Below are 18,926 nucleotides of genomic sequence, written 5' to 3'. Positions count from 1 at the left end.
GGGTGTTCCGTAGGAGCTGGCTGGCCAGCGAAGGCGTCATCGCCCTTTCGCCGGCAAGCCGGCGGCTACAGGCTCAGGTCCAGTGGAAGCTGCGGTCCCACAGGCCGGATACATCCAGTTGCTGGGGCAGCACGCCGGCCTCGAAGAACAGGTCGGCCACGTCCTGCTGGGATTTCACCGCTGCGTCGTCCACCGGTTGCAGCAGGCGCGGGCCGCTCTGGGCCCGGTACTGGGCAAGGAACACTTCCCGGGGCATGCCGAGAATCTGCGCGCTCCTGGTCGCCCATTCCTCGGGGTGGCTGGCAATCCACTGCCAGGAGCGGTACTCGCGCAGGATGTAGTCGGTGATCGCCGCGTGCTTGGCCGGGTCGGCGATGCTCTGCTGGTTGGCGGCGATCACGTAGTTGCCGGACAGGTAGCCCTGGCCGGTCTTCAATACCCGGGCCCCGGCCCGCAGTTCCGCCAGCTGGATGAAGTAGCCGAAGCTGACCCAGGCATCCAGGGCACCGTTCTGGAACGCGGCGAAACCGTCCTGCGCAGTCAACGCCATGGGCACGATATCGGCAAAGCCCAGGCCCTGCTCCTTCAGCGCCTTGAGCAGAAAGTAATGGGAACTGGTGGAGCGGATATAACCGATGCGCTTGCCCTTGAGCTCGGCCACCGACTGCACTGCAGAGCCCTTGGGCACGATGAAGGCCTGGTTGTTGACGTCGCCGGTGAGCACCGCGATCAGCTTCACCGGGGCGTGGTTCTTGATCCCGAAGATCGGCGGGATCTCGCTCATCGGCGAGATGTCCAGGGTGCCGCTGACCAGGGCCTCGAAGCTCAGGTTGCCGCCGGTGAACTCAGCGTACTTGACCTTGTAGGGCGGCGGCTCGATGCCCGCCTCGGCAAAGAAGCTCGGCGCCGCCCCCTTGTAGGTGGCGACGTTCAGGGTGACCCCGGACAGGTCCACGGAGGCTCCCAGGCCCAGGCGCGGCAAGGCGGCGGCCAGACCGGCCAGGGCCGAGAGTTGGAGAAAATGACGACGCTGCATGGGCAATGGTCCTTAATCGAGAAAGTCCGGTTCTTCGCGCACGATCCGCTCGCGGTAAGGCTGGAAACTGAACCAGCCGCCAAACTCGGTGCCGACCTGGCGTGCGGTGTGGCGCGCCACCTCATGGGGAATGGGCCGCGGGGTGCCGGCAGCTTCCGCCAGCAGTTGAGTCTGGGCGGCGTTGTCCATGGCGATGAAGCGCCACACCGCCGCCTCGACGGTTTCACCCACGGTGAGCAGGCCGTGGTTCTGCAGGATCAGCGCCTTGCGCCCCGCCAGTGCGGCGGCGATCCGCGCGCCCTCGCTGGCCTCCAGCACCACCCCGGAAAAGTTGTCGAACAGCCCGTGCCTTTCATAGAAAGCGCAGGCGTCCTGGGTCAGCGGATCGAGCAAGCGCCCCAGGCTCGACCAGGCCTTGCCGTACAGCGAATGGGCATGGGCCGCGGCGACCACCTCGGGATGGGCTTCATGCAGCGCCGCATGGATGGCGAACGCCGCCAGGTTCAACGCGCCCTCGCCTTCGATCACCGCCCCTTCGGGGTTGACCAGCAACAAGTCGCGGACCCGTACATGGCCGAAATACACCCCCACCGGGTTGACCCAGAAATGGTCCGGGCGCCCCGGGTCACGCACCGTGATATGCCCGGCGCCGCCCATGTCGAACCCCAGCCGGGCGAACACCCGGAACGCCGCGGCCAGGCTCTGCTTGCGCTGCAGGCGCTCCAGCTCGACGGTGGCCTGCTGGGGCGGATGCTCCCAGCGAAAAACCGTATGGCCATCGCGGGGCAAGTCATACACCGCGGGGCGAAAATGTGCGGTCATATCCGCTCTCCTTGAAATTGTCATGAACACCCTGTGCGAAAAGGCCCGCAGGGCCTTGCTTGGCGACCGCCCGCCGAACCTTCAGCGGCCTTGAGAACCCCGGCGTCCCTTCGGCCCGTGCGCAGCCTGCGGCAGCGGCTACACGAAGCGCTGCCGGCCAAGGCTGGAACCGCGCGTTAGTAGCCACGCTGGATCTCCACCGGGTTTTCCAGGGGTAAGCCATCGCCCCAGCGCTGGAGATTGCGTCCCAGCAGGCGCGCGATATTCAGGTAGACCCGGGGCGAATTGGCCGAGGTGTGGGGCGACAGGCGAATACCCGGGTGGCGATAGAAAGGATGCCCCTCGGGCAACGGCTCGGGGTCGGCCACATCCAGGCTGGCCAGGGCGATGCGCCCGGTGTCCAGGGCCTGCAACAGCCCCGGCTGATCGATCAGCGCACCGCGAGCGATATTGATCAGGTGCAACCCTGGCTTGGCCGCTGCCAGTACATCGGCATCAATGATGCCCCGGGTCTGCTCAGTCAACGGCACCGCCAGCAGCAGGTGATCGGCGCGGGCAAACAGCTCCTGCAGGTCGGCCACCGCCTCCACCCCGGGCACCTCGAACGGCTGCGCCGAACGCCGCAGGGCCAGTACCTGCATGCCCAGGGCCTGGGCCTTGGGCGCCAGCTCCCGGGCGATGCTGCCAAAGCCGAACAGCCCCAGGGTGCTGCCGGCCACCGAGGCCAGCGGCCGTTGCTGCCAGTGTTCGGCGCGCTCGATCCACACCTGGGGCAGTTGCTTGGCGGCGGCGAAGATCGCCGCCAGGGCAAACTCGGCAATGCTTTCGGCGGTGCTGCCTCGGGCACTGGCCACCGGCAGGTCCTGGAACAGCCAGCGAGGAAAATAATCCAGGCCCGAAGTCACCAGTTGCACGAAGCGCAGGCCAAACGGCCAGCCCGCCGGCGGCTTTGGCGCGTTGCGAAAATCGGCGTGGGGCGCGGCCAGCAGCACTTCGATATCGGCGGGCAAGCCACACGGCAGGCCCCGAGGCAGGCTCAATACTTCCACCCCCGGCAGCCACTGGCGCAACTGCTGGTTGAAGTGCTCGTCGAGCTGGCTGGCGATGCGCGTCACGCCTGGGCTCCGCGGCTGGGCAAGGCAAAGGCGGCGCGCCCCACGGCACCGAGAATCGCGTCGTTCTGCGGGGTATGAATGCGGCTGCACAGCACATCGCGGTAATGCCGCTCGATGGGGTTGCCCCGGGCCAGCCCGGGGTTGCCGATGGCTTCGATGCCCAGCTCCACGGCGCTGATGGCGTTGCTGGTCACCAGGTATTTGATCTGGGTCGCCTCCCCCGGGGCGATCCGCCCTTCGGCGGCGGCATCGAGCAGCACCCGGTTGTTGAGCAGCAAGGCGTCGATGCGCCCGATCAGTTCCTGAAAGCGCGGCAGGCTCGACAACGGTGCGCCAAGGTTGGCCGGGGCACGCTGGGCCAGCCAGCCCAGCAGCCAGTCGCGCGCGGCCCGGGCCACGCCGTCGTAGATGGCCGAGAGCAGCACCGCCAGCCAGAGCACGCCCTTGCTGTCCAGCTCGGAGGGCCGGGGCACGTGAGCCGGCTGGATATCCACCGCCTGTTCCTCGGGCACGAACACCTCATCGAAGATCACGTCGTGGCTGCCGGTGGCGCGCATGCCCAGGTGGTCCCAGGTTTCCTCGACGCTGATCCCGGGGCTGTCACGGTGGACCAGCCAGGTACCCACTTGCGGCTCGGCCTCGTCGCTGCGGGCCCAGACCGCAAGCCAGGTCAGCCCGGGAATGCCGGTGGAGTAGATCTTGCGCCCGCTGAGCAGCCAGCCGCCCTCGACCCGTCGTGCCAGGGTCGCCGGCAAACCGCCCCGGGCCGGAGTACCCAGGTCCGGCTCGACCCGCAGGGCGTTGATCAGGGCACCCTCTTGCACCGCCTCCCGGGCCACGCGCTGGCGCAGGTGCAGCGGCCAGGCCGTGTTCTGTTGCAGGCGCGTGTGCTGCAGGTACTGCATCACCAGCACCAGCGCGGTGGAAGGCTCGCCCCGGGCAACTGCCCCTATCACTCGTCGCGCCTGGGCCAGGCTCGCCTCGCTGCCGCCCAGGGCCCGGGGCACGGTCAGGGCCAGCAGGCCATGCTGGTGCAGGCGTTGTAGGTTGGCGTGGGGAAATTCGCTGTGACGGTCGTAGTGCGCTGCGGTGGCGGCGAATTCTTCACTCAGTTGCTGCAGCAGGTCGGCGAACTCGCTGGAGTCTGGATCAGGGACGGGACGGGACACGGACGGAGACGGTTGCACGCTGGAAAGGCTCATCGGCTGGCAGTCCTGCTCAAGGGAAGGGAGATGTCGACGGCCGGCTCGGCCTCGGTTTCCACACCCAGCAGTTGCAGCAACCGCGCGCGCAGTGCCTGGAACCCAGGGGTGGAGGCCTGACGCGGACGCGGCAGGCGGATTGGCAATTGCTCGGCGATTTGCCCGTTGGCCAGCACCAGCACCCGATCGGCCAGCAGCAGCGCCTCGTCGACATCGTGGGTCACCAGCAGCACCGCCGGGGTGTGCACCCGCCACAGGCGGATGATCAGTTGGTGCATGCGGATCCGGGTCAGGGCGTCCAGAGCGGCGAAGGGCTCATCCAGCAGCAACAGGTGCGGCTCGCGTACCAGGGCCCGGGCCAACGCCACTCGCTGGGCCTCGCCGCCGGACAAGGTGCCTGGCCAGGCATTGAGCCGGTGGGCCAGCCCGACCTCCTCCAGCGCTGCCTCGGCCCGCTCCCGGGCCCCGGCACCGCGCACGCCCAGGGCAACGTTGCGCCACACGCGCTTCCAGGGCATCAACCGTGGCTCCTGGAACACCGCGGCCATGGCCGAAGGCACCTGCAACTGGCCCTGGTCGATGGGTTCCAGCCCGGCCAGGGTTCGCAGCAAGGTGGTCTTGCCCGAACCGCTGCTGCCCAGGAGGGCCACGAACTCCCCGGGAGCGATGTCCAGATCCAGGCCATCGAGCACCGCCTGCCCGGCAAAGCGCCGGGTGATCCGGCGACATTCGACGGCAGCGCGCAGGCGGCCCTGCTGGGGCAATGACAAAGTCATGGGTCAGTTCCTGATAAAGGTCGGGCGCCAGGCCAGGGCGCAACGTTCGAGGCCGCGCACCAGCCCGTCGATGCCCAGGCCGAGCACGCTGTAGACCAGGAGGCAGATGACGATCACGTCGGTGCGCATGAAGTCCCGCGCGTCGTTGACCAGGTAGCCGATACCGGCGCTGGCGTTGATCTGCTCCACCACCACCAGCCCCAGCCAACTGATGCCGAAGGCATAGCGCAGGCCGACGAAGAACGCCGGCAGGGCCCCGGGCAGGATCACGTGGACGATCAGTTCCCAGCGTTTGAGGCCCAGCAGGGTCGCGGCCTCCACCAGCTTGGGATCGAGGCTGCGAATGCCGGAAAACAGCGTGAGGTAGATAGGAAAGGTAGTGCCCAGGGCGATCAGCGCGATCTTCGGCGTCTCGCCCACGCCGAACCAGAGAATGAACAGCGGCACTATGGCCAGGAACGGCAGGGTGCGCAGCATCTGCATGGGGGAATCGATGGCGAGCTCGCCGCGCCGGGACAACCCGGCCACCAGGGCCAGGAGCGTGCCCAGGCTGACGCCGATGGTCAGGCCACTGAGGGCGCGCTTGAGGGACACCCACAGGTGCCCGGCCAGTTCGCCGCTGCCGAGCATCTGCCACAGGGTGCCGCCGATGGTACTGGGAGCGGCGATGATCCGCGCCGGCAACAGCCCGCTGCGCGAGGCCAGTTCCCACACCAGCAGAAGCAGCAACGGGCTGACCAGGCGCAGCAGCAGGTTGCCCAGGAGCTGGTATCCGGGGCGCTCGGCCCAGCGACGGGACGAGGTGAGGGGGGCTGGCGCAGGCATCGCAACATCCTTATTTCAGCGCGTTCGAGCCCCATGCTAACTACATAAAAAACGTCCGTGAAATTCGTTTTGGTTCTAACTTAATATACAAAAATTGCATTCAATGATTGCCAAGACATGCAAATCAATAATCAAAAACAATCCGAAGGAGCCGGCTTTCCGGCGAACAGCCCCCTGAGGTTTGCGCCGGCCTAGAGGGAGCCTTCGCTGGCAAGCCAGCTCCTACGGCGCAGCCTTGCCGACACGGGCGGCGACCATCTCGCCGAACATGCTCACCGGCTCTTGCAGGTTGCCGAGGAACCGCGGGTGGACCAGCCACAGGTCGATCACCGGCTTGAAGTCGCTGACCGGGACGATCTCCAGCTTGTCCCGATGGCTGCTGTTTTCCAGCAGCGGCAGCGGCACCAGGCCATAGCCCAGGCCATTGGCGATCAACCCCAGTTGCAGCTCGGTGCCGAAGGTTTCCAGGTTGATCTGCAACGACAGCCCCTGTGCGCTCAGCGCCCGTTGCAGGCCGGCACGAAAGCCGCAGCCGTCCGGGTTCAGCACCCAGCCGCGCTGGTAACAGTCGGCCAGTTTGCACGAGCGCTTGCGCACCTCGCCCTTGGCCGCCACCACCACCAGGTTCATGCTGCCCAGGGAACGGCCCACCACCCCTTCGGGGAAGACCTTGCCAGCGGGAAACAGCGCCGCCACCACATCCAGCTCACCGTTCTCGACCTTGCTCAACAGGTGGCTGCCCCAGCCCGTGGCCACCGAGGTCTGCAACTGCGGATACAGCGCCTTCAACTGGCTCAGGGCATCGAGCAGCACCACATCGCCGATGGTCTGCGGCACGCCGATGCGCAGGGCACCACTGGGGGCGCCGTCATTGGCCACCAGTTCATTCAGCGCGTCGATGCTGCGCAGCACTTCCAGGCACTGGCCATAGACCCGCAAGCCCATGCTGGTGGGCTTGAGCGGCTTGGTGTTGCGGTCCAGCAATTCCACCCCCAGGGCTTCCTCGAAATTCTGCACCCGGCGGGTAATGGCTGGCTGGGTCAACTGCAGGGCATCGGCCGCCTGGCTGATGGTCTGGCAGCGGATTACCGCCACGAACGCATTCAGATCATCTATCTTCATTCTTTTTTCGCATAATAAATGACTGGAAAAATGTTCGATAAGAATAATACCTTTTAGCTCGCCCGTGTAGTTCGCGTCATTTGCCTTGTGTCCACGGAGGGAGCCCATGCCCCACAACGCCACGACAGTCGCCATCGAATCAGCCAACTTCGCCCGCCTGCGGGACTTTATCGCCGCTCTGGCCGAGCTGCTGGACAGCCATCCCGATGAAGCCCGGGTGCTGGACCAGGGCGCCGCGCTGCTGCACCAGCTGGTGAGCCAGGACGACTGGCTGCCCGCGGCCTTCGCCCAGCCGGATCCGCAGCGCTACCAGCAGTTTCTGCTGCATGCCGACTCGCGCCAGCGCTTCTCCATCGTCAGCTTCGTCTGGGGCCCTGGGCAGCGCACACCGATCCACGACCACCGGGTCTGGGGCCTGATCGGCATGCTGAGCGGCGCCGAGGACAGCCAGGGGTTCGAACGCCTGGCCGACGGCCGCCTGCAGCCTGCCGGCGCGCCGCTGCGCCTGGTGCCGGGCCAGGTGGAAGCGGTGTCGCCACGCATTGGCGACATCCATCAGGTGAGCAATGCCTATGCCGATCGGGTATCCGTCAGCATCCATGTGTATGGCGCCAATATCGGTGCCGTGCAGCGCGCCGTGTACGATCTGGACGGCCAGGAAAAACCCTTTGTCTCCGGCTACTCCAACCATTTGCTGCCTAACCTCTGGGACTTGTCGAAGGAGCCCCTGCAATGACCGATTTCCCGACCCGCAGCCCGGCACAGATCCGCCAGGCCCTGCTCGACCGCCAGGAGCTGGCACTGATCGATGTGCGTGAAGAAGCGCCCTTCGCCGAGGCCCACCCGCTGTTCGCGGCCAACATCGCGCTGTCGAAACTGGAGCTGGAGGTGTATGCGCGCATCCCCCGCCGCGACACCCCGATCACCCTCTACGACCAGGGCGAAGGGCTGGCCCAGCGCGCCGCCACGCGCCTGCGGCAACTGGGCTACAGCGATGTCGCCCTGCTGGCAGGCGGCCTGGAGGGTTGGCGCAGCGCGGGCGGCGAGCTGTTCAAGGACGTCAACGTGCCGAGCAAGGCCTTTGGCGAACTGGTGGAAGCCGAGCGCCACACTCCGTCCCTGGCCGCCGAGGAGCTCCAGGCACTGCTCGACCAGCAGGCCGACCTGGTGGTGCTCGATGCCCGGCGCTTCGACGAATACCAGACCATGAGCATCCCCGGCAGCACCAGCGTGCCCGGGGCCGAACTGGTGCTGCGGGTGCGTGAGCTGGCCCCCGATCCCCGCACCCGGGTGGTGGTCAATTGCGCCGGGCGCACCCGCAGCATCATCGGCACCCAGTCCCTGGTGAATGCCGGCATCCCCAACCCGGTGGCGGCACTGCGCAATGGCACCATCGGCTGGACCCTGGCCGGGCAGAAGCTCGAACACGGTCAGAGCCGGCGCTTCAAGGCCATCAACGAGGCCCAGCGGGCCCCAGCCCAGGACGCCGCTCGGGCCGTGGCCGACCGCGCCGACGTGGCACGCATCGACCTGGCCCAGTGGCGGCGCTGGCAGGCCGACCCCAAGCGCACCAGCTACCTGTTCGATGTGCGCACCCCGGAGGAATTCGCCGCCGGCCACCTGCCCGGCGCCCGCTCCACCCCCGGTGGGCAACTGGTGCAGGAAACCGACCACTTCGCCAGCGTGCGCGGTGCGCGCCTGGTCCTGGTGGACGACGACGGCGTGCGCGCCAACATGAGCGCTTCCTGGCTGGCCCAGATGGGCTGGCAGGTGGCGGTGCTGGACGGCCTGCGCGACAGCGACTTCAGCGTGCGCGGCCCCTGGCAGGCGCCACTGCCGGACACCTCGCCGGCCGAAGAAATCAGCCCCCGCACCCTCGCCACCTGGCTCCAGGAGCCCGGCACCCTGGTACTGGACTTCACCGCCAGCGCCAACTACGTGCAGCGCCACATCCCCGGCGCCTGGTGGGCATTGCCCAGCCAGTTGCAGGAAGCCCTGGCCCAGTTGCCACAGGCGGAGCGCTATGTCCTGACCTGCGGCAGCAGCCTGCTGGCGCGCTTCGTGGTGCCGCAGCTGCAGGCCCTGACCCAGCGTCCGGTGTTCCTCCTCAGCGGTGGCACCGCGGCCTGGATCGAAGCCGGCCTGCCCGTGGAAGAAAGCCGCCAGCAACTGGCTTCACCCCGGATCGACCGCTACCGGCGCCCCTATGAAGGCACCGACAACCCGAAAGAAGCCATGCAGGGCTACCTGGACTGGGAATTCGGCCTGGTGGCGCAGTTGGGCCGGGATGGCACCCACGGCTTCTTCGTCATCTGAACCGCTTCGCTGGCAAGCCAGCTCCTACAGACCCCGCCTTTGCACTGTAGGAGCCGGCTTGCCGGCGAAGAGGCCGCAGGCCTGGCATCGCTCGCAAGGGCACCCTCGCGGGCAAGCCCGCTCCTGCGAGGAGGGGTATTTCGGGCGCGTAGGCGGTGCTGGTGGATCATCAATCGCCCGGATGACAAATAGCAATAATTCTCGATATCATTCGCGACCTTGTGCTCACCGCGTCGTCAAGAAGGATATCCATGTCTCGCTCCAAGCCCGACTCTGCGTCGGCGGACTCTGTTCGCGGGTTCTATGCGGACATCCTGCATTTCCTGCGTAAACGCACGGACAACGCCAGCGACGCGGCGGACATGACCCAGGACGTGTTCACCCAATGGCTCGACTACCGTGACCGGGCCCAGGTCGAACAGCCCCGGGCCTTCCTGTTCCAGATGGCACGCAACCTGCTGCGTGATCATTGGCGGCGCCAGCAGGTACGCTCCCGTGCTCATCAGGACGGGCACCACGAGCAAAGCCTGGACAACGAGCCCCTGGCCGACGAGCAGCACGAGCCCCTGCCCGCGGCCCAGCGCCTGCAACGCCTGGAACAGTTGAAAGAAGTCCTCGCCCAACTCTCGCCGCGCCGCCGCGAAGCCCTTATGCTGCACCGCTTCGAAGGGCTGAGCCAGACGCAGATCGCCGAGCGCATGGGCATTTCCGTGAGCATGGTGGAAAAACACATCGCCTTTGCCCTGCTGCACTGCAAGCAGCACCTACAACGAGAAAACGGCAAGGAGCAGCCTGAATGACCCGCTTTTCCGGCACCCACAACGACCTCGACAGCGAGCAGATCGACGCCGAGGCCGCCAGCTGGTTCGCCCGCAACCGCAACGACCCGGACCGCGCCACGCGCAAGGCCTTCGATGCCTGGGTCAGCGAGCCGGCCCACGCCCGGGCCTATGCCGAGTTCGAAGAACTGTGGGTCGATCTTGCGCAATTGCAGCAACTGAGCCGGCCCATTCCCCTGCCCCGGCGCAAGCCCGCCCCCTGGCGCCCGGCCCTGGCGGCGGCCGCGGCGGTGCTCTGTGCGGTGCTGGCAGTCAACCTGGGCACGCCCCAGGGGCCCTACATCCAGCAGGTGGCGGCCCAGGAAAAGGGCGCCCGCGCCTTCAAGCTGCCCGATGGCAGCACCCTGTACGTCAACGCCAACACCCAGGTGAAAGTGGATTTCAGCGCCCAGCAGCGTGATATCTACCTGCAACAGGGCCAGCTGTACCTGGAAGTGGCCGCCGACAAGGAGCGCCCGCTGTGGGTGCACAGCGGCGCGGCCAAAGTGCGGGTGGTGGGCACCGCCTTCGACGTGCGTCGTGGCCAGCGCCAAGTGGTGGTCAGCGTCGCCCACGGCCAGGTGGCCTTCAGCCCGGACGGCAAGCCCGGGGAGTTGACCCTGCTCGGCGCCCGCCAGCAAGCCACCTATGACCTGCACAAAGGCACCCTGCGCCAGCAGACCCTGGACAGCGATGAGGTCGCGGACTGGCGCAGCGGGCACCTGGCCTTTCGCAACCGCGACCTGGCCAGCCTGGTGGATGAGTTGAACCTGTATCGGCGCCAGCCGGTGCAACTGGCCGAGGGTTCGCTGGGGGCCTACAAGGTCTCGGGCAACCTCGATGTCAACGACCCCGACGCCCTGATCAAGGCACTGCCCGTGCTGATTCCGGTAAAAGCCGTACCCCTGGCCGACGGCCAGCTGAGGCTCGAGGCTCGTTGATCCACTCATATGAGAATATTTTGCATTCGCATATGAGGTTTTTTTTCACTGCCGCGTCTTCCTCCCGTCTGCGATCTGTACGCAGCGCTTTTTTGGCCTTTAAGCCGCTCTGGGGGAAGTCATGTTTCGCGCGCTCTTGCCTGTTCCGTTAGTCCGTACCCGCCCTACCCTGCTCGCCGCCTGCCTGGCATTCAGCCTGCAGGCCTACGCCGGGCCGCTGCATTTCCAGTTGCCGGCGCAGCCTCTGGCCGCGTCCCTGAGCCAGATCGCCCAGCAGGCGAAGATCCAGCTGCTGTTCGATGAGCAACTGCTGCGCAACGCCAAGGCGCCGGCCCTGCAGGGTGACTACAGCCCGGAAGAGGCGATTCGCACCTTGCTGCAGGACGGTCGGTTCAACCTGGTGAAGGTCGACAACACCTACATCGTGCGCCCTGCCGACACCAACCTGAGCAGTGGTTCGGCCCTGCAACTGGGGGCCATGAGCGTGATCGGCAACGGCACCGAAGTGGACTCCTCGAGTGTCGGCCGCTCGACCCTGAACCAGGCGGAAATCGATCGCCACCAGGCCACCAACGTGGTCAGCCTGATCGACACCCTGCCCGGCGTGAGCCTGGGCGGCTCGCTCAAACCCGGCGGCCAGACCATCAACATCTGGGGCCTGGGGGATGCCGAAGACGTGCCGATGAGCGTTGATGGCGCCACCAAGAGCGGCTTCGAACGCTACCAGCAGGGTTCGGTGTTCATCGAGCCGGAGCTGATCAAGCGCATCGAAGTGGAAAAAGGCCCGCACTCCCCCGAGACCGGCAACGGTGGTTTCGGCGGCACCGTGCACATGGAGACCAAGGACGCCCCGGACCTGCTGCAGGAAGGTCGCAACGCCGGCGCCATGGTCAAGTACGGCTACAGCAGCAACAGCCATGAACAGGCCTATACCGGCGCGGTGTACGGCCGTACCGATGATCACCGCTTCGATGCCCTGGCCTACTGGACCAAGCGCGACGGCGACGACATGAAGATCGCCAGCGCCCAGCCCGACCCGCGCAACGCCTACCCGATCAACCCCAAGCGCCTGCCCAATACCGCCCAGGACATGGAAGGCGAGCTGTTCAAGCTGAACATGCAACTGACCGACGAACATCGCCTGGGCTTCAGCTACATGCGCTCCAACAGCGACATCTGGGCGCCCTTCTCGGCCAAGAGCTACCCGACGCCACCGAGCCAGAGCGACATCAACAAGTACGGTTATGACGGCGCCACCCGCCGCTTCCTGGCCCAGCGCAATACCATCGACACCACCTGGATCGCCAAGTACCAGTACACCCCCGTGGACAATCCATGGATCGACTTCGAGGCCAAGTACTCCGATTCCACCACCGACCAGACCGACGAACGCGGGCCGAACGCCTTCTTCCAGCCGGCCTCCGGTGGCCGCAAGATCACCGTGGGCTATGACGACAAGATCCTGGCCCTGAAAAACACCAGCCGCTTCAGCACCGGCCCGCTGGAACACGCGCTGACCAATGGCATCCAGATCCGCAAGCACACTCGCGAAGTGGACATGTGGATGCCGGGCAAGACCTATGAAGTACCCAAGTACAACTATGGCCACTACCAGCCTGGCTTCATGCCCCACGGCAAGGTCGACAACAATGCCTTCTACATCCAGGACGCCATCACCCTGGGGGACTTCACCCTGACCCCGTCCCTGCGCTACGACCATGTGCGCAACCGCGGCGAGAAGAACGACGCACCGTTCTACAATAGCCCCGACCCGGTGGCGGGCCACGATTACGGCGACAAGACCTACACCGGCTGGTCGCCTCGGCTGTCGGCGTTCTGGACAGTGACCCCGCAATTCGCCCTGTTCGCCGACTACAGCAAGACCTGGCGCGCGCCGGTGATCGACGAGCAGTACGAGGTCCAGTCGGCCGCCTCCACCCGTTCCGCCACCAGCCGCGACCTCGACCCGGAACGCATCACCGCGTTGCGCGCCGGTAACATCACCAGCTTCTCCGACGTGTTCACCCAGGCCGACCGCGTCCAGGTGCGTACCACCCTGTTCCACAACACCATCAAAGACGAAATCATGAAGAACCTCGGGATCGGCTGCCCCGAGCAACTCAGCAGCGGCAAGAGCATCGGCCAGGTGTGCAACCAGCCGACCATAGGCGTCTACCGCAATATCGGCGACCTGACCATCAAGGGCTTCGAGGTGGAAAGCTTCTACGACTCGACCTACCTGTTCGGCTCGCTGTCCTACTCGTGGATTACCGGTAAGCATGAAGGTGCCTACACCAACCCTTGGGGGCCGAACGTCTGGGCCCGGGACATCCCGCCACGCAAGTGGGTGGCCAGCCTGGGGGTGAAGATTCCTCAGTGGGATGCGCAAGTGGGCTGGCAGGGCCAGTGGGTGCGCCAGACCGACCGGGTGCCCAGCGACATCTATGCCGGCGGTCCGGGCAGCGCCCTGGGCGACTCCTATTGGGACCAGTACAAGAACGACCGCTACAACGTGCACGGCCTGTTCGCCAACTGGAAACCCCAGCAGCCTTACCTCAAGGGCACCGAAGTCAACTTCACCCTGGACAACATGTTCAACCGTGACTATCGCCCACCACTGAGCGGCGATAACGCATCCAGCCTGGGGCGCAACGCCAAGATCAGCGTGACCCGCTTCTTCTGACGGCAACTGGCTGCGGTGCATCGGACGCACCGCAACAGGCCAGCCGTTGGCCATCACGGATGTATTGCAAACCGTTAGCCAAGCCCTGCCGCCCGCACCTGCCGGGCTAAGATCGACGCCCCCCCCTGAAAACCGCTGAAATGCCTTTGGGCGCTTTCAGTCAACTTTCCATTGATTATGTACGACACCTGTCGTACAACCGAGAAGACGTCATGGACAGAGGCTTCAGGAAGGTCAGGCGGGACCTGATCAATGCCTTACAAAGCGGCCACTATCTGCATGCCGCGCGTGGCTCGATCGAGGTCAAGAACCTGCTGGCCACCGGCGAGATCTCGACCAGTCAACTGATCCAGGTCGTAGGCGCCTGCAAGGGCCAGGACCACAGTTGCAGCGCCCACCACAGCGTCCCGGGCATCGCGGTCCACGTGCTGAAAAAGGCCGGCTGGTACATCAAGTTCTACTTTATCGAGCCAGATGCGTGGTTCATCAGCGTTCACCGATGAGGGCAACCCATGAAACTCTTTCTGCAAGGCGACCGGGGCAAGGCGCTCTGCGAGCATTGCCAACAGGTCGTCGGCATTACCTACCTGCGGCGCGACGTCCCTTTCAGCGACGGCCATGGCCTGGCCCGGGACATCCTGGTGGGGGTTTGCGACCTCTGCGCCACGGTGGTGGCCATCCCGCCCCAGTCCACACCGGCGATCAAGGAAGCGCGCAAGCAGTCATTGACCTCCATCGAGGCGCGGCTGCCGGCGGTCTACCTCGATGTACTGGATGCGGCGATGCACTGCGTGGCCCCGGATGCCGGAGTGCAGATGCGCAAACTGTTCCTCGGCTACTACTTCAGCGCCCCCGCGGCGTCTTCCCTGGAGCAAGTGCAAAGCGGCTTCGTCGCGTACCTGGCCGAGCAGGCCGAGGCCCGCCAGTTGCCTGCCGTGCAGGTCATGAAACGCCTGTCGCTGAAGGTCAACCACTATGTGGCCGAGGATCTTGCGCGCCTGCTGCAAGCCACCCGGATGACCCAGACCGAGCTGCTGAAAGCGCTGATCGCGCAGATGCGCCTGGATGTGCTCGAAGGCGGCAACCCCGCGGTGATCGCCGACCTGCGCCAGCTGGCGCGCCTGGGGCTTTGACCTTCAGCCTTTGCCCCGGCCCGCGACCCGCCCCGCCCGCAGGAAATCCCCCCAGCGCCGCACCAGGTAGTTGTGCTCGTCCATCACCGAGTTCCACACGGCGATATGCCCCATGCGCTGCTGGTAGGAACCGCCATCGCGGGTCTCGCCGATATCGATCAGCGGTTCGCCGTCGCTGCCCGGCAACTCTTCCCGGGCCGGTTTGCCGGCGTACCAGTAATCCCACTCGGCGCTGCTCAGGTGATCGCGGGTACGCGCCGGGTTGCCGATGTAGTAGCCCTGGCGTGCCATCACCGCACCGGGCCAGCCCGACAGCCACCAGTTGAGGTAGGCATAGGCTGCATCCAGCACCGCGCCCTTGGCGTGGCGCGACAACGACAGCCCGCCGAACCAGGCGCGGTAGCCTTCCTTCGGCACTGCCAGGCGGTATTTGACCCCCGCCCGGTGCAGGCGCATCAGCGTCGGCGACCACAGGCTCTGGATATCGATGCGCGGGCTGAGCATCAGTTGCGCGGCCTCTTCATCGTCCGACCAGAACGCCGCGAAGTGCCCTTCACGCTGCTTGCGCACCAGGATCCCTGCCAGCCGGTCGATCTCTTCGATGCTCAGGTTGCCGATGTCCTTGAAGGATTCCAGGCCACAGCCCTGCACCGCCAGGGCGGCGTCCAGGGCACCGATCGCCGCATCGCTCTGCAAGGCAATGCGCCCGCTCCAGGCCGGCTCCAGCAGCCAGCCCCAGCTTTCGTTGGCGCTGGAAAAACCCGCCGGCAGGCGCTCCGGGCGGTAGGCGAAACTGTCGGCGTTGTGGGTCAGCGGCAGCATGCTGATGCGCTCGCTGGCCGTGCTGCCCAGGCTACCGTCGTGCTGCACATAGAGCCGTTCGCTGGGCACGCTGCCACTGCCCAGGCGATCGTCCGGCGACAGGCGCCCGCGCTTGGGCAGGTCGTTGATCTCGTGCCACAGGGCAATGCGCCGGGTATCGATGGGCTGGATCGCCTGGGCCGGCCAGACAAAATCGACGTTGTGAAACCACTGGTCATAGAGGTCGTAGCTGTCCGGCTGCATCACCGCGATGCGCTGGGCCTGCTCCACATCGTGTACCTGATACACCAGGCGGATGCCCAGGTCCTGCTCGGCGCGCACCCGCAGGGATTCGAGCAGGGTCACCGAGGTGCCCAGCACCCGCAGGGTGACCGGTTGCGTCGCCGCCATCAGGCACCCTCCCCGGCGGCCGGGGCGAAGCTGCGGGCGAACACTTCGAAGGAGCGGCGCAGTTGTTCGGGCGCAAGCCCGCGCAGGATAAACACCAGCCGCGAGCGATGGTCGGCACTGGGCCAACGGGGCAGATGCACGGGGGCGTGCAGGCAATGCTGCACGCCATGGATGACGATGGGGGCCTGGTTGGCGTTGATGTTGAGCAATCCTTTCACCCGCAGAATTCGTTCGCCGTGGCATCTTAGCAGCATCGACAACCAGACCCCGAAGCCCACCCAATCCAGGGCTTGCTCGAACTCCAGGCTGCACACTTGCGCCGCGCCATGCTGTGGCGCAGCCGCTTTGAGTGGCCCCTGCAACTGCCAGCGCGCCACTTCCCGCTCGGCCGTCGCACCGCGCAGGCCTTCCCCCAGCAACAGCTGGTCACCGCTCTGGATCTGCTGGGTCAGCAACAGCGGCGCCCCGGGATTGAGCCGCTGCAAATGCTCGCGCAACGCCGCCTGGGTTGCTTCGTCGACACAATCGGTCTTGCTCAGCAGCAAGCGATCCGCGGCCGCCACCTGGGCCAGCCACTCCGGGTGCAGGCGCTCCTGCAACGCCGCGTGGCTGGCATCCACCAGGGTCACCAGCAGGCCGATGTGCACCCGCCCGCGCAATTGCGGATCGTTGTTCACCGTGGCCAGGATCGGCGCCGGGTCGGCCAGCCCGGTGGTTTCCAGCAGCACCCGGCGAAAGGCCGGAACCTCGCCCCGGCTACGCCGCGCCAGGAGCGCCAGCAGCGCCTCTTTCAGTTCGCCGCGAACCGAACAGCAGACACAGCCGCTGGGCAGCAGCACCGTGTCCGGCGCCACCTCCTGCACCAGCAAATGATCGATGCCGATATCGCCGAACTCGTTGATCAGCAGCGCCGTGTCCCCCAGGCTCTGGTCCTGCAACAGGCGGTTGAGCAAGGTGGTCTTGCCACTGCCGAGAAACCCGGTGATGACGTTCAGGGGCAGGCTCATGGCTGTTGCTCCAGGTGCTTGAGGATCACAGGGTCGAGAGGATCGAGGGGCCGGCCGAGCATGGATTCGGCCAGGCTCCACAACTGCTCCAGGCCGCTGGCCAGTTCCTGGCGGCCGGTAGCCCCCAGCAGCAGATAGGCCGAGCCCTGGAAGTCTTCGACCTTGAGCCGCAACGGCACCAGTACCCGGTTGACCGCGGCGATTCTGCGCAAGCGTTCGCGACGCCGGGGCAGTTCATCCCCCAGCGGATCGCTCCAGTGCACGTCTTCGCCCAGCAGCCCGCATAACCCGCACATGTTCAGCCCTCCTTCATGGCATCACGTCCCCGGAGTTCGGGCCCAGGGTCTGGCCGACGAACAGGTTGCCCCCCGGCTCGCTGGCCAGCAGCACCGCGGTGGGCGCCACTTCATCGGCCAGGCCGAAGCGCCCCAGGGGCAGCTCGGCGGCCTTGGCGGTTTTCCAGGCGCTGCTGATGCCAGACACCAGCGGCGTCTCGATCGGCCCCGGGGCGATGGCGTTGACCAGCACATTGTCCATGGCCACTTCCAGGGCCAGGGACTTGGTGAAGCCGATGACGCCGGCCTTGGCCGCGGCGTAGTGGGTCAGCTCGGCGCCGCCCTTGATTCCCAGCTGCGAGGCGACGTTGATGATCCGCCCCCAACGCTGCGCCAGCATATGGGGCAAGGCCCGCTGGCTGGCGACGAAGACGCTGGTGAGATCGACCCGCAGCATGTCGTTCCACATCTCGATGGACAGATCGACGCAGCGCGCCTGGGTCAGCATGCCGGCGTTGTTCACCAGGATATCGATACCGCCGAAATGCTCGACACAGGCATCGACTCCGGCCTGGGCCCCTTCGACACTGCCGACATCGGCCACGCATTCGACGACTTCAGCGCCCAGCTCGCGGCAGGCCTGGGCGCTCTCGGCCAGGCGCGCGGGGTCGCGGTCAGCCAGCAGCAGGCGTGCTCCCGCCACCGCGTAGGCCCGGGCGATAGCGGCGCCGATACCGCTGCCGGCGCCGGTGATCACGGCGCGGCGGTTGTGCAGGTGTTGCATGGGACTTTCTCCTTCAAGGGTGTGCGGTTCGCTGGCCAGCCAGCTCCTACGGAGGCGGTGAGCCGCCTGCACGAGCCGGCTGGCTGGCGAAGGGGTTCAATCCGGCCAGCGCACCGTCAGGCCGCCATCGATGACGATGCTCTGCCCGGTGAGGTAGCTGGACTCCTCGCTGGTGAGAAAGCGCACCAGGGACGCCACTTCATCGGCCCGCCCGACCCGGCCCAGGGGGATGGCCCGGGCCGCCTTGGCCAGGCCTTCCGGGCCCAGGGAGTTCTGGCTGTCCAGCGACTGCGGGGTCTCGATCAACCCCGGGATCACCGCGTTGCAGCGAATGCCCCTGGCCGCCAGTTCCACCGCCAGCGAGCGGCACAACCCCGGCACCCCGGCCTTGGCCGCTGCATAGTGAGCGTGGTCCTGCCAGCCGTAGACGCCACCGGCAATCGAGGAAATCGCCACCAGGGCACCGCCCTCACCCATGTGTTTGACCGCCGCGCGGAAGGTGCGCATGACCCCGGTCAGGTCCACATCGAGCATGGCGTTCCAGGCCGCGTCGGTCATGTCCAGCAAGGGTGCGCGGCGCAGCAGGCCGGCATTGGCCACGGCGTAATCGAGGCGGCCAAAGTGCGCCACGGCCTGCTCGGCCAGGGCGTCCACCGAGGCGCTGTCGGTCACGTCCAGGGGCAGCATCAGGCAGTGCCCGCCCGCCTCGGCCACGAGGTCGCGGGTGGCTTGCGGGTCATGGGGGTCGGCAGGGAAATACCCGCCCACCACCGCCACACCGGCCCGTGCATAGGCCACGGCCAGGGCCTGGCCGATGCCGCTGGCGGCACCGGTGATCACGGCGACTTTTTGAGTCATG

The 18,926-nt window shown here is 66.4% G+C and carries 19 protein-coding genes; 7 read left to right on the top strand and 12 right to left on the bottom strand.

Features of this window, described 5'->3' with window-relative positions; translation table 11 throughout:
* Positions 1-73 precede the first annotated feature (73 nt).
* The 7 genes from F6S12_RS14765 to F6S12_RS14735 all read right to left on the bottom strand — a co-directional run bounded on the left by F6S12_RS14765 (position 74) and on the right by F6S12_RS14735 (position 6,898).
* On the bottom strand, positions 74-1,036 hold the full coding sequence (locus tag F6S12_RS14765) for an ABC transporter substrate-binding protein (protein ID WP_011059724.1): 963 nt from the start codon (positions 1,034-1,036) through the stop codon (positions 74-76).
* Between the two features lie 12 nt (positions 1,037-1,048).
* Positions 1,049-1,858 carry a class II aldolase/adducin family protein gene (locus tag F6S12_RS14760; protein ID WP_015634468.1) on the bottom strand — a complete coding sequence of 270 codons (810 nt, stop codon included), beginning with the start codon at positions 1,856-1,858 and terminating at the stop codon, positions 1,049-1,051.
* A gap of 176 nt (positions 1,859-2,034) precedes the next feature.
* Positions 2,035-2,973, bottom strand: coding sequence for a D-isomer specific 2-hydroxyacid dehydrogenase family protein (locus F6S12_RS14755; RefSeq protein WP_315869024.1), 939 nt, complete (start codon positions 2,971-2,973; stop codon positions 2,035-2,037).
* Positions 2,970-4,175, bottom strand: coding sequence for an acyl-CoA dehydrogenase family protein (locus tag F6S12_RS14750; protein ID WP_053149489.1), 1,206 nt, complete (start codon positions 4,173-4,175; stop codon positions 2,970-2,972). Before F6S12_RS14750 ends, F6S12_RS14755 begins: the two co-directional genes overlap by 4 nt.
* Positions 4,172-4,951, bottom strand: coding sequence for an ABC transporter ATP-binding protein (locus F6S12_RS14745; RefSeq protein ID WP_011059720.1), 780 nt, complete (start codon positions 4,949-4,951; stop codon positions 4,172-4,174). Before F6S12_RS14745 ends, F6S12_RS14750 begins: the two co-directional genes overlap by 4 nt.
* A 3-nt stretch (positions 4,952-4,954) precedes the next feature.
* Positions 4,955-5,776, bottom strand: coding sequence for an ABC transporter permease (locus tag F6S12_RS14740; protein WP_011059719.1), 822 nt, complete (start codon positions 5,774-5,776; stop codon positions 4,955-4,957).
* A gap of 222 nt (positions 5,777-5,998) precedes the next feature.
* Positions 5,999-6,898 carry a LysR family transcriptional regulator gene (locus F6S12_RS14735; RefSeq protein ID WP_011059718.1) on the bottom strand — a complete coding sequence of 300 codons (900 nt, stop codon included), beginning with the start codon at positions 6,896-6,898 and terminating at the stop codon, positions 5,999-6,001.
* A 106-nt stretch (positions 6,899-7,004) separates the two neighbouring features.
* Between F6S12_RS14735 and F6S12_RS14730 the strand changes: the two genes are divergently transcribed.
* The 7 genes from F6S12_RS14730 to F6S12_RS14700 all read left to right on the top strand — a co-directional run bounded on the left by F6S12_RS14730 (position 7,005) and on the right by F6S12_RS14700 (position 14,789).
* On the top strand, positions 7,005-7,634 hold the full coding sequence (locus tag F6S12_RS14730; RefSeq protein WP_315869023.1) for a cysteine dioxygenase: 630 nt from the start codon (positions 7,005-7,007) through the stop codon (positions 7,632-7,634).
* Positions 7,631-9,214, top strand: coding sequence for a rhodanese-related sulfurtransferase (locus tag F6S12_RS14725; RefSeq protein ID WP_015634463.1), 1,584 nt, complete (start codon positions 7,631-7,633; stop codon positions 9,212-9,214). Before F6S12_RS14730 ends, F6S12_RS14725 begins: the two co-directional genes overlap by 4 nt.
* Positions 9,215-9,465: 251 nt before the next feature.
* Positions 9,466-10,014 (top strand): RNA polymerase sigma factor, encoded by a 549-nt coding sequence (locus tag F6S12_RS14720; RefSeq protein WP_011059715.1) that lies wholly within the window; start codon positions 9,466-9,468, stop codon positions 10,012-10,014.
* On the top strand, positions 10,011-10,973 hold the full coding sequence (locus tag F6S12_RS14715; protein WP_210457469.1) for a FecR family protein: 963 nt from the start codon (positions 10,011-10,013) through the stop codon (positions 10,971-10,973). The genes F6S12_RS14720 and F6S12_RS14715 overlap by 4 nt, the downstream gene beginning before the upstream one ends.
* Before the next feature lie 121 nt (positions 10,974-11,094).
* Complete coding sequence (locus F6S12_RS14710) at positions 11,095-13,656, top strand: TonB-dependent receptor (protein WP_258611550.1); 2,562 nt, start codon at positions 11,095-11,097, stop codon at positions 13,654-13,656.
* Positions 13,657-13,868: 212 nt separating this feature from the next.
* A complete protein-coding gene (locus F6S12_RS14705; RefSeq protein ID WP_239692734.1) occupies positions 13,869-14,159 on the top strand; it encodes a hypothetical protein in 291 nt (96 codons plus the stop codon).
* A gap of 9 nt (positions 14,160-14,168) precedes the next feature.
* Positions 14,169-14,789, top strand: a complete 621-nt coding sequence (locus tag F6S12_RS14700) for a hypothetical protein (protein WP_315869022.1) — start codon at positions 14,169-14,171, stop codon at positions 14,787-14,789.
* 3 nt (positions 14,790-14,792) lie between these two features.
* Here F6S12_RS14700 and F6S12_RS14695 read toward each other — a convergent pair whose 3' ends face one another.
* The 5 genes from F6S12_RS14695 to F6S12_RS14675 all read right to left on the bottom strand — a co-directional run bounded on the left by F6S12_RS14695 (position 14,793) and on the right by F6S12_RS14675 (position 18,925).
* Positions 14,793-16,001 (bottom strand): PotD/PotF family extracellular solute-binding protein, encoded by a 1,209-nt coding sequence (locus F6S12_RS14695; protein ID WP_011059710.1) that lies wholly within the window; start codon positions 15,999-16,001, stop codon positions 14,793-14,795.
* Positions 16,001-17,008, bottom strand: a complete 1,008-nt coding sequence (locus F6S12_RS14690) for a GTP-binding protein (protein ID WP_315869021.1) — start codon at positions 17,006-17,008, stop codon at positions 16,001-16,003. Before F6S12_RS14690 ends, F6S12_RS14695 begins: the two co-directional genes overlap by 1 nt.
* A complete protein-coding gene (locus F6S12_RS14685) occupies positions 17,005-17,304 on the bottom strand; it encodes a hypothetical protein (protein WP_315869020.1) in 300 nt (99 codons plus the stop codon). Before F6S12_RS14685 ends, F6S12_RS14690 begins: the two co-directional genes overlap by 4 nt.
* A gap of 13 nt (positions 17,305-17,317) precedes the next feature.
* A complete protein-coding gene (locus tag F6S12_RS14680; protein ID WP_015634457.1) occupies positions 17,318-18,067 on the bottom strand; it encodes an SDR family NAD(P)-dependent oxidoreductase in 750 nt (249 codons plus the stop codon).
* Positions 18,068-18,163: 96 nt separating this feature from the next.
* The gene (locus F6S12_RS14675) at positions 18,164-18,925 is read right to left on the bottom strand and encodes an SDR family NAD(P)-dependent oxidoreductase (protein WP_015634456.1); all 762 of its coding nucleotides are present in this window, start codon (positions 18,923-18,925) and stop codon (positions 18,164-18,166) included.
* Position 18,926 lies beyond the last annotated feature (1 nt).

Origin of the sequence: Pseudomonas sp. JV245A (assembly GCF_032424515.1) — a bacterium.
In the GTDB taxonomy this organism is placed as follows: Bacteria; Pseudomonadota; Gammaproteobacteria; order Pseudomonadales; family Pseudomonadaceae; genus Aquipseudomonas; species Aquipseudomonas protegens.
The sequence above is the reverse complement of the archived record's forward strand: the minus strand, read 5'-3'. Positions and strand labels throughout refer to the sequence as shown.